At 49.6% G+C, this 11,533-nt stretch carries 7 protein-coding genes and 3 pseudogenes; 2 read left to right on the plus strand and 8 right to left on the minus strand.

What is annotated here, in order from left to right:
• Positions 1-85 precede the first annotated feature (85 nt).
• A pseudogene (locus tag G5134_RS20085) lies at positions 86-807 on the plus strand (IS3 family transposase); the annotation flags it as partial.
• 1,001 nt (positions 808-1,808) lie between these two features.
• Here the strand turns inward: G5134_RS20085 and G5134_RS20090 are convergent.
• Positions 1,809-2,318 carry a hypothetical protein gene (locus tag G5134_RS20090; protein ID WP_156559847.1) on the minus strand — a complete coding sequence of 170 codons (510 nt, stop codon included), beginning with the start codon at positions 2,316-2,318 and terminating at the stop codon, positions 1,809-1,811.
• 27 nt (positions 2,319-2,345) lie between these two features.
• Between G5134_RS20090 and G5134_RS20095 the strand changes: the two are divergent.
• Positions 2,346-2,481 (plus strand): annotated as a pseudogene (locus G5134_RS20095) (IS5/IS1182 family transposase); the annotation flags it as partial.
• Positions 2,482-3,370: 889 nt separating this feature from the next.
• On the opposite strand, the gene G5134_RS20100 reads toward G5134_RS20095, so the two are convergent.
• The 7 genes and pseudogenes from G5134_RS20100 to G5134_RS20130 all read right to left on the minus strand — a co-directional run bounded on the left by G5134_RS20100 (position 3,371) and on the right by G5134_RS20130 (position 11,511).
• Complete coding sequence (locus tag G5134_RS20100; protein ID WP_082970071.1) at positions 3,371-3,775, minus strand: lysozyme inhibitor LprI family protein; 405 nt, start codon at positions 3,773-3,775, stop codon at positions 3,371-3,373.
• 181 nt (positions 3,776-3,956) lie between these two features.
• Positions 3,957-4,199 (minus strand): annotated as a pseudogene (locus G5134_RS20105) (hypothetical protein).
• 232 nt (positions 4,200-4,431) lie between these two features.
• On the minus strand, positions 4,432-4,806 hold the full coding sequence (locus G5134_RS20110) for a lysozyme inhibitor LprI family protein (RefSeq protein ID WP_082970070.1): 375 nt from the start codon (positions 4,804-4,806) through the stop codon (positions 4,432-4,434).
• Positions 4,803-7,445: a pesticin C-terminus-like muramidase gene (locus G5134_RS20115; protein WP_082970069.1), complete on the minus strand. Its 2,643-nt coding sequence runs from the start codon at positions 7,443-7,445 to the stop codon at positions 4,803-4,805. The genes G5134_RS20110 and G5134_RS20115 overlap by 4 nt, the downstream gene beginning before the upstream one ends.
• 34 nt (positions 7,446-7,479) lie before the next feature.
• The gene (gene tssI / locus G5134_RS20120) at positions 7,480-9,525 is read right to left on the minus strand and encodes a type VI secretion system tip protein TssI/VgrG (protein ID WP_065017905.1); all 2,046 of its coding nucleotides are present in this window, start codon (positions 9,523-9,525) and stop codon (positions 7,480-7,482) included.
• 10 nt (positions 9,526-9,535) lie between these two features.
• Positions 9,536-9,823: a type VI secretion system PAAR protein gene (locus G5134_RS20125; protein ID WP_005300007.1), complete on the minus strand. Its 288-nt coding sequence runs from the start codon at positions 9,821-9,823 to the stop codon at positions 9,536-9,538.
• A 257-nt stretch (positions 9,824-10,080) separates the two neighbouring features.
• Positions 10,081-11,511: a VasL domain-containing protein gene (locus tag G5134_RS20130; protein ID WP_065017904.1), complete on the minus strand. Its 1,431-nt coding sequence runs from the start codon at positions 11,509-11,511 to the stop codon at positions 10,081-10,083.
• Between the last annotated feature and the right edge of the window lie 22 nt (positions 11,512-11,533).

The following is an 11,533-nucleotide window of genomic DNA, read 5'->3' on the forward strand; positions in this document are numbered from 1 at the left end:
TTTGTTATCCGGTTTGAAGCCGTATGACCACTCCCTTTTGTGGGCAACTGTCAGGTGAATACCATCTCCATACACGCCTGTTTCTAACTACCTGGCTCGTACCCGCACTATTGACCGTGAACAGGTGCAGCAAAAAAGCGTGCTGCGGCGCCTGTTCTACGAGAGTCGGGGTTCACAAGCTGGCAGCCGGGCCTTGATGTCGATGATGCAGGAGCTGGGGCATCAGGTTGGCCGGTTCAAAGTACGTCGCCTGATGAAGGACGCGGGGCTGGTGTCCAAGCAACCCGGCTCTCATGCCTACAAGGTCGCCCGAGCTGAGCGACCGGATATCCCAAATCTGCTGGCCCGTAAGTTTGCCGGGCGATATCACTTACGTGTGGGCTGATGGCCGTTGGCATTACTTAGCAGCGGTGCTGGATCTTCATACCCAGCGGGTCATGGGCTGGTCAATGCCTGACTGACCTGATGCTGACTTGGCAGTGAAAGCGCTCGAGATGGCGTATCAGCAGCGGGGGAGTCCGTTTGGTGTACTGTTTCACTCCGACCTAGGGAGCCAATACGGTAGTCGGGTATTTCGGCAACGGCTGTGGCGCTATCGCAGGACCCAGAGTATGAACTGGCGTGGCAACTGCTGGAATAACGCGCCAATGGAGCGGCTGTTCAGGAGCCTCAAGACGGAATGGCTTCCGGCCACGGTGTACATGAGCCTGCGATTACTACAAATGGCGGCGTCCACATCAACACAATAACGGTATACCGCCAGCAAAAGCCGAGGATCGGCCTAATCAAGAGTCCGGATTTAGTTGACCACCACAATGATGATAAAACAACACCGGCATTAGGCAGGTTTTATGTAATAGCTACTCGCTTTATCTTATGCCTAACACCCCCTCATAGCACACAGATGCTCTCACCCTGTTGAAAACGCTATCAACACTATCGCTATAAATTTAAAGTTACTTTTCAGTCATCAGATACCATTCATTTTTATCTTTTAACAACTGACCATTTAAATAAAATCAATTGTTTTTTATTTTAATTTTAAACTGTGGGGATGGATAGTCACAAAAATAATACTTCCCATTGACTGATACATTCCATGAAAGCGATATGATGCCATTTTCATTTATAGCAACATAGTTCCCATCACAGGAATACATAGAATGCCATGACTTTATCTTTAGAAAGGCTTTATCACCATTGAAATCAAATATATATATTTGGCTAGCCACACCGCCATCAATTAATTCCTCTTGTTTTTGATTTAGGATTAATCTTTTATTAAAAACACTAGGAAAAACTTCTGTTGAAAAAACAATAAAAAATTTAAATTAAAATTAAAACCATTACTTTTTCTGAAAGAAATGTATTCATACATAAACCTATCGCAATCTGGTAAACACCATGTCCCAAAGAATAGCACACATAACTATTGATTTTTTCGTTTATATATGACATGTACAAGTGAACTCACTCTTCAGACTTACAAATAAACCCATTATCAATATCAACATCAATGAGCCCCCCCACTCATTAAAGATGGATATGTCATCTCTTTGCAGTATAGAGTAATCAAGCTCCCTACAGCATGTTCAAAATATCCAAAGATTCATACTGGAGGTAGTGCGCACCAAAATAGCGTAAACAAGACACCGGTTTGAGACCGGTGTCAGGTGGTAACTATATCTGTGCATGCTACTACCAGCTTACCAACTGCCAGCAATACTCTTTAACATGCAGCTAAGCAGCTATGAAAAAGGTGTGCACCCCATATTCTCGCTGGATGTCTATCGCACCTTGCCAAACTCTTAACCATATCTTTCTTTCATATACTTCTTTACCGATATTGCATTGTTAAACTTATATGTTCCATCACCGGCCCCATCCTCTGTGCCACTTAAAACTGGATCCAAAGTTTTTGTCTTATCAACAGTATATTCTCCACCAGCGTTCTTTTTATAAATTTTAACTTCAAAATTAGTCTCATCAATCCCTTCTGCCTGATGCTTATTATGCCATGAAACTATAGTTCCTATATGATTAACACCTTTCAGAGTAAAGAAAAAAATGCTCCTGAGATTCGGGCAATCACCGTTCTCACATATTTTATCCAACTCATAATGTGATGATTTATCATATATGACCATAGATAATGGACAGTTTATGTCATCCTTTTTCTCAATTTTAACGCTCACTGTATCATTACTTATCCTATAGGGTATTTGAATAATATCAGCCGCATTCACAAAAAAAGCGGGAAAAATTAAATTTAAAATGAAAAAACCATACTTCCTCATTATAACCTCACAAATTTCCATTCACGATTACCAATGCCTACTGGGTAATATCGGTTCAAGTTGTTGCTGGCGGGAAAATTAGTCTGCGTAACTACAACGGCCAAGTGGGAACAGTCATAGAGTATGTAAGCGCCATAAAAAAATGAATACCCAGGGTCTGCCAATCAGAAAGCCCCGAGTATAGCGATCACTCGGGGCCGGGGAAGTGATGACTTGATGGTTGATTTGGGCAACAACGCTGTCAGGTGATAACTAGATCTGTAGACCCGATGAATAAGGCGCCTCAGTATTTCACAACCACCGCAATCAAAAACAACCCTCGTAATTTCCCAATGCCTGAGAGAAATAAAACTTCTTTCCTTAAACATTTATATAAAAACTTTGTCAAAGTTAGCACCTTGGCAACCGAAGTGACACCGCCCATTAACTTTGCCATCAATTATTTCAACCCAGTCACTATTAACAGCATATGGTCGACCGTCGTCACTCGCCTCTTCTTCATAGTTTACTTGGACTATAGTTATTTTATCTTTATTTTTCCCATATTGAACATATCCTCCAACCCAACCTGTAGTGGAGGCCCACATAATTCGCATTTTAATTTTACCATCTGTACTAACAAAGCACCGATAGTCTATCGCCGACATCTTCAGCATGGCTGACAGAAGACAGCATAATAAAAATCAAGGCTAAATATTTTTTCATTTCAGTTACTCTAGAGTAACAACACTCAGTTCAACAAATTTTCGCCAATCTCTAAAAACCGTCCATACCAATGTTTAGCAGTCTCCTGCGGAGTAAATGGTTATACTTCTAGCAGGGTCAAAAATCTTGGGTGCCCCAGATTTCCCCACCGCAAGGACTTACTTGCTCTACGTCTCTCCATGACGGTTTTTTGGACTGAAATTATTACTTTAGAACTACCGACAAAATAAGAGAAGTGGCTTGAGCAGGCCACTTCTTTCTATATTTTTTGCCTAATATGTTGTTTTGTAAAAAAGCTAATATGCTACACAACCATCTGATGGGCACAAAGCTGATGCAGTGCCTTCCTTGGCCATAAACCTTGCCTATCAAGGTAAATCATGAATGAATTGAATCTCATTGTTCAAAAAAAACACTCTTTCCTTGGTTACATTCATAAGGCATTTTTTAATTTCTATCAGTTGAGCGATAGAACTGTCTTCAAAAAAAGCCCCCCTCGCGTAACACTGAGTATCTCTGAGCTTAATCCAATATCTTTGGGATTGAACCAGTTGACTCCAGTATTTTTCTTTAGATTGCTTATCATAACCGCTAGATAACAATGTAGATTTTAAATCATTATATATCTTGTTTAACTCAGCATCAGCTTGTTTTGATTTACTTTCATAACAAGCAGCAAGATTGGTAGCTGGCGCAGAGATATCACAATTACTATCTGTGCTTGAAAGTACATTCAATGATATAAAAAAAATAGCAAAAGACAGTCTTTTCAAAGTTATTCTCCAGTTAGATATTTAGCTCTTTTACGCCCTAGCTCATATTGGCTCAAGGAGGGGTTGTTTTGGATGTAATCGGCATATTTTTGTCTCTAATGAAGAAATCAAAGGAGCCTTTCTCAAAGGCCCCTCTTTAATTTACACAAAGGGGTTAACTATTGTTCACATAGTTAATATGTTAACTGGTGTACTCATTTAAATTTTTGATACTATCTAATTCACACCGAACCATTAATAACTCACAACGCTGACCACCAACGTTTGAATAAGGCATCCATTTTTAATGAATGGCAAGCCGTTGTTTGTCGTAAAAGATTTTCGAAAAACCATAGTCGCTAGACTTTGAAGAAATGATGTTTTTTAAATTTACTTCATATTTAGCAGTTTGTTTTTGGATACAGGAAACCATTTCCTTATGCACTCCTTATGCACTCCTTATGCACTCCTTATGCACTCCTTATGCACTCCTGACGAATCGTTACAATCACCACTAGCAACAGCATATTGGTTAGCTAAAAAAACACTCAAAAATAAAATAGAATGTTTTTCCATTTTTACACCACGAAAACTGTAAGTAACTCATAATCAGTAGGACTGGAGCTGCATTCATCCCTGCATTTAGTCAAGTTAAATTACATCGCAGATAGATGTATTTATTCTGGTAAAAAAACATTTAAATAGTCTATTCTGTCTACAGTCTTTTTGAGTTGACAGGTTAAGTATTCCACACCAAACCCCTCTCCTCCAGAGCCCATGCCTTGTGGATTTTCAAAATTACAACTAGAATCACGAAACTTAATCCAATCACGTTGAGCCAACTTCAAGTATTTTGTTCTAGGCTCACCGATTCCTTCATAATCATTCTGTAAATATGAAAAGAGGTTTTTGTAAACCTTATTGAGCTCTGCATCTGATTTATTGTACAAAGTTTCAACACACTTAAATTTAGCTGTTAAGTCAAGGTTTTCGCATTGTCTTGCATCAAACATTGCTATCGATGAAGCAAAAAAATATCCTAGCATAATCATAAATAGTTACACCTTCTTTGATGTCTATCGAGTGGAACATTATAAGTTTCTTTCCACCTGTTACTTTTTATATTTTCTTTTAAAGCTGAAAACTCATCGTTATTTTTTATGCTCTCGATGAGGTCTGGTATGAAAAACTCTCTAGTACTAGGACGATTATCACCTCTAAAAGTAAGGTCAATGAGCAAATCTTGTATGTTTTGAGGAAGTGCAGACCATGAAATTATTCTTTCCGGATCTAAATCAATACCATTTGGAGCAGCTCTTGTGCGAGTCCCTTTCGGATTTTCGATCGTTATTTTAGCAATAGCTTCCAACTTTAAATAGATTTCATTGAACAAATAGTGCTGCTGTTTTCTCGTAAGGGTCTGTTCATTTCTGGGGACAACGTTATTTATTGCTATAGTATAATCGTATGCAGCCTGCCTCTGAAGACCAACTGCACCAGTGAGCCATTGCAACATGGAACTTGATAGCGGTTTGCAATTATCAGAAATAGCTGTTGTTAACTTATTCAGCTCGCCAATTGATATTTGGCCCAGATCAAGCCCTCTTCCATAAGTAACACCAGACGCACCAATCACAGCCCCTCTATTATTTGGGACATGTGGGTGTCTTGAAAAATACATACTCGTATCAACATCGTTCCCTTCAGCATCAAATGTGAGTTGTCCTTTGGGTACGGTGAGCCACTTTTTATCCATTTCATCATCAGAGATAGGGTCAGCCACCAGCCCCATCATCCCCGCAGGATGAATAAACCAAGGCTTGATATCACCCAATATCTTACTGGCATCTTCCATCCACGCCATATTGTTGTGTACCTGCTTTGCGTACTCATAAAGCTTCGGTTGATCAGCCAACTCCTGCTTGAGACGCGGCCAATCTCCCGGCTTTACCCATTCGCTTTTGTGCTTGATAAACAACATGCGCAACTTGCCCGCCAACTCCTCATCGGCCATCGCGGCCTTGATGTCATTGCCGCTCAGGGTGCCATCGTTGTCTCTGTCTGTCACCAGCTTGTCATAGAGGGTACTAAAAAATTTGCTCGCCTCTTTCTGCTGCGGATCTTCACTCTGGGTATCAGCCTTGTCCAAAAATCCATCGTCATCACTGCTGCCATCGACCAGCTTGACGCCCAGCTTGTGCCAGTCATGCTGACTGACCACTTCGACATCACCACCCTGCAATACGAACTCGCCCGCCAGCTCCCCGTCCGCCGCCGTCCGTTCACGCACCTTCACAAAGTTGTTGGCACCGTGAGTGACAATATCAGACTCTTTCACCGCTAACGGTAAGACCTGTGGCCCAAAATTGGCAACCTCGTGAAAACCATGCTGGCTATCGTTGATAAGACGATAGGTAGTGACCTCTTGCTTTACTAGCAGGTAGCCTTGGCCACCGGTTACCCGCGCCTTGTTATTGATGCAATCTTCAAGCGCCTGCTTGTCGCTCTCTGCAACAAACACCTCAAAATGCACGGCTTTGCTGTCTGCGTCTTTCACAAAACCGCTGGCTCCGGCAGTGGCTAGCTCATGCTCACCCCAATGACCGATGATCTCTCCGGCCTGCACCGGTATCGGATTTGCACTGCGGTTAACAACCGGCGCATCTTCTTTGAATTCGACAGGGATACTTGGTTCGGCGGCCAGCTCAGCCCCCATTTTGCTTTTCGCCAGCCAGCCTACAGCCCCTTTGCTGGCATTGATCATCACCTGATTGGCGCTATCTTTGACGGCACCACTACCCGCCTTGAACACCTGTACTTTACGAAACTCAGTCGTGCCGCCATTGAGGTTCACCATCTGTGGTGGCTCACTGGATACCACCACCTCACTGCCAGCAGGTAGCCCCATGCTACCCACTGTGGTGCCAGCAGTTTTACGTAGCCATGTATTACCAGGGATCTTATGGCGGGCCGGTTTGCCTTCCGGTGGTGTCATCCACTTCGGCTTTTGTGGAAATTCCTGCTGTAATTGGCTTGCCGCAATATGGAACAGGCTGTCCGGGTCATCAACGTAGTGCACCAAATAGTAATCGTGGGGCTCATCTTTGTGGTTAAGCAGGCTCTTCACTTCCTGGCCGACCAACTTCACGTCAGCCCCTCTTTTCGCATAGATAGGTTTATCGCCAGACAGCCGACGTGTCAGCTTGGGAGGATGTCCCTCGACCACCGGTTCATAGGTGGACACACCTGTCCCCTTGACCATTACTCGCGCAGCCTCGGAACTGTTGTAGCTGTTCTCACACGCAATATGCATGTAGAGGCTGTAGAAGGTCAGCTGATTCTTGCTCTGCTCACCGGCTTCGTAGCAATGGCGTACCAGACAAAACGAAGGGGAGGTATACAAGTCAATCTTTCCCTCTGGCTTGCCCTCTTCGGAGCTACGGGTCGCCTTGGCTGGTTTGGTCGCCAGTCGGTAGGCCACGATCTCCCCGTCAGCAATCGCGCGCACAGCGCCGCTCGGGTGCCAGCCCCCGCTTTTACTGAAGTGGATACCACCGTGCCAGATACGGTTGCGGCCTATCGGGAAGGTACCGCTCTTGAGACCATTGATCTTCTTGATAAATTCATCGAGGGATGCAATCTCGCTGGAGCCATTTTCACCCGCCAGTTGCATGGGATAGACGATTTTCATCTTTGTCATTCAATCCTAAGTTGTTCGTCGAACATCAAGCAGAGGGCTGATAATCGCTATCGGGCTCCAGCACCTTGAGCAACGCCTCCATCGCCTTCTCGGTGGGGATAGCCTTGACCAGTTCAACCAGTTCGGGAGCCTTGACCACTCCTACCCCCTTGGGCACCACGGGGGCCTTGCCACCCCAGCCAGAGCCTGAACCTGCGCTGCCGCCGGCGTTGAGCTTGATCGCGGGGCCCACCAGCTTGATGCCGCTCGGGTCCACTTTCACAAAGCTGCCACCTCCCTTGAGGGTTATTTCAGAACCCGCCTCCAGCACCAGCTTGTCGCCCACCTTGATATGCACCTCCTGTCCGGCCTCCACCAGCAGGGACTGTCCCAGCTTCTGGTGCAGGCTGGCATCCACCGTCAGTGAGTAGTCGGCTTTTATCTGGTCGCGCTTCTCACCCTCCACCGTCAGGTGGTCGTTGGCCTTGATGCGAGTCACCCGCTCATTGTCGATATCGGTGTGCTGGTCGTGCTTGATATGCCAAGCCGCGTCGTTCTCGATGAGCACGTTCAGGTCTTTCTGACCGTGGATGTAAATTTCTTCCTTACCCGCCAGGTCCTCAAAGCGCAGTTCGTTGAACCCCTCACCCTGGTGGGTCTCGGTACGCAGCACGGTGCGGGTCTTGTTGGCCGGTAACTCATACGGCGGCCGGTTGGTGGCGTGATAGGTGCGACCGGTCACGATGGGCTGGTCCGAGTCCCCTTCCAGGAAACTCACGATAACCTCGTGGCCGATGCGCGGGATGGCCATCATGCCATACTGACCACCGGCCCAGCCCTGGGAGACTCGCACCCAGCAGGAGCTCTGGTCATTGGAGCTACCATATCTGTCCCACGGGAACTGCAGCTTCACCCGGCCGTGCTCGTCGCAGTAAATCTCCTCCCCTTCGGGACCCACCACCATGGCGATTTGCGGGCCATCCACCATCGGCTTGTGAGGGGCTTCCGGGCTGCCGATGCGTGCCCGCCAGGTGCTGCTCGCTTTTACTACCCCAAATTCGTTGTGATAGACGGTGGGGCCGCTGCCCCCCTCCTCTTCCAGCGCCTGCGGCTGCAAGCCGGTATGCTGGATGCGCACGATTTGCCAGTCGGTGTTGAGGCTGCCGTTGGGGTGTTCGGTCAGCGAGAAGCTTTGCCCCGGCTGCAAGGCCGCGCAGTTGGATTTGCCACTGCCCGCCACCGCATCGTTGCGCAGGGCATCCAGCCGGTGCTGGGCAAAGGCTTTGCCGCTGCTATCCTGCTTGTAGCGACCCGGATAGTCGAAGTGCTGGTAGGTATCGCGCTGGTGCTCAAGTTCGCTACCCAGCTTCTTGTGGGAGAGGCCATAGGCCGGGGTCTTGAAGCTGTAATCTTTGAGCTCCACATCCGAGGGGCGCACAGCCTCCCGATAGTGGAACTGCCGGACATAGGGGCCTTGCTCGAGGGAACGGTTGCCGAGGTTGAAGAAGAGCTCGGGGCCTTGGGTCAATGCGGCCGCATCGTCGGCAAAGACGATGCGGTGCTTGCCCGCTTCAAACTCGTGGAAGTAGAACATCCCCTCTTCGGCAGCGAGGCGGTTCACAAAGTCGAGGTCTGTTTCCCGGTACTGAACACAATATTCCCGCTTGGCGTGCTCGTTCTTGAGGGCAAAGGCGTAGTCGGTGATGCCGTGCTCTTGCAACAGGATGGAGAGGATTTCATCGGGCTTCTGCGCCTGAAAGATGCGGGAGTTCTGGCGCAAAGAGAGTCGCCACAGCGCCGGCTGCACCATGAGCTGATAGCGGGTGCGGCGAAAACCGCTGTCACCCTGCGCAAAGTCACTGACCACCCCGCACACCCGCCGCTGCGGCTCGCCGTTGTACCACACCAAGAGCTCGCACGGCTGGTCCAGCACGGCGCCAAAGTCGATGTCGGGCTGGGCACTCGCCAGCTCCAGGCGCAGGTTGAACGGCCGGTTCAGCGCTTCATCCAGCGCAAACTCGGCCACCACGAAGGTGCTCTCGGGCAGGGCCCCTACCTTGACGGTAAATTGTAATCCTGTGCTGTCTGCCATGAAGCGCTCCTTAACCTGCCTGTCCACTGCCTGAGCCAATCACCACGCCGCCGCAGCCGACGGCGGTGCCGGTCACGGCGATGGGCTTGCCGTTGACCAGCACAGAGCCGACCCCGCCCGAGATGCTGCGCGGATGAGGTGGATTATTGGGTTTGTCGTGGGGGGCCAGCGGATCACCCTGGCGGGCCACCGGCTTGCCATCGAGGAACACATCGGGGCTGGCGGCAATCACGGGGGATGGGTGGAACCCCTCGTGGTCGGTGCCGATATCACCGAGCAATGCAATAGAAGGACACATCTGGATTCTCCGTGGGGCAACCATGGTGCAAGCGCAGTCTGGTGCAGAGACAGTTGAAACGGCGACCCAGCAGCCTCCATGCCATGGCAAAGTCGCCCACAATCACATTAAAAATCAGTCAATTACGACTCAAGCCAGCCACAACTGACAAATCTGCTGCAATCCATTGCGCAAGACAGGACAAGTTTTCCGGCAAACCTTGCCTTGCCAGTCAAATTCACCATGTACTGCGCAATTCTTTGCTCAGACCAGCATTTTCAGCTACCAGAAACGCCCTGTTGCAGCTGATAGAGGCGGATGTTGAGCGCTTTCAGATCATTTTCCAGGCTCTTGAGCTCGGCAGCCGTGATGGGCTCCTGGGAGGCTTTTCTCGCCTCCAGTTCACCGAGGCGCAGACTGAACGGGATGTTCTGCATCAGGTTCTTCTGCACTTCGTAGAGCTGGGATTTGAGGTAGGAGATGGTCACCGTCTTGCGCTGGCGCTCCAACTCCAGCAGCTTATCGAGCAGGGCATCCACCCCGGCGCGGGCATCCAGGTAGGTGGGCACGCTGATGACATCCCCCTGCTGACCGCCAAGCTGCGCCTGCCACTGCTTGTCCAGCGCCTTGACCGCCAGCGAGTCGGGATAGAGCATCGAGAGCGAGTTGCGCAGCCCCTCGCCGTAGCGATACCAGTAGAGCGGCGACGTCTGCTCGAGCCGGGTCAACTGGTTCTGGTAGCGGGCCACCAGATCGCTCTCCATGTTCTGCAGGGTCTGCTCCCCCAGCACGATGCGCGCCTGGCGAATGTCGTCATAGCTGAGGGCTCGGGGCAGCTCGGCGGCCGGCTGCACCAGACGCTGGGCCGCCACGGTTTTCTCCTGCTGATGTTGCTGCCAGCCCAGCCAGCCCATCCCCGGCAGGGCGCAGCTGAGCAGGCCGCAGCCAAACCAGAACCAGGCCGGACGCTGCCGGCGGTGCTGCTCAATCTTCAGCACGGTAGGCTTGACCTGCCCCTTCTCTCGCCCCACCAGAATGCTGCCCTGGGGCAGGTGCGAGGTCGATGCCGAAACCGTGCCGCCGTGATCACTCTCCAGGTCGGACTTGAAGAACACCATGGGCGGGATCTGCAGATCCTCCTTGAGGCCCGGCTCGTCGGAGACGATGACGATCTCGGTCTCATCGAACAGGTGGGTATACCCCTCGACGAAGTGCACCAGATTCTCGACCCGGGGAATGCGGCTCAGATCCGCGTTGTGCAGCTTCTCGCTGATGAGCTGCAGCGCCCGCTCGCAGCGATAGATCAGCCGCTTGTCCTCGTGGCTGATCTGGTACTGGCGAATGACGTCGCTGATGCGGGCGATGAACCAGTCGAGCATCTCGATGCGTGCCCGCTCCTGGTGGACCGGCGGCCAGAAGCTCTCCCACTGGGTGACGATGAGGTTGGCGAGAAACTCGCACCCTTCGGTAAAACCGCTCAGCCCCTGCAGGCGCGAACGGGCCAGGGTGAAGTAGATGGCGGTCTGCAGATCCACCCCGTGTTTTTCGAAGATAAGGCTGGCGAGCTGATGGATCCGCTGCCAGTCCACTTCGGGGCGCGAAGCGTGGCTGAGCTTGTTGATCTCGGCCCGCAGCGCCTCGTACTCCGGCAACATCCTGGGGTCGCGCCCCACTTTCAGGGCCTGCTGACCTTGTTGATTCTGTGACATATGAACTTCCAACGCAGGAAGG

The sequence above is a fragment of the Aeromonas sp. 600276 genome (assembly GCF_049175815.1).
Lineage (GTDB): Bacteria > Pseudomonadota > Gammaproteobacteria > Enterobacterales > Aeromonadaceae > Aeromonas > Aeromonas dhakensis.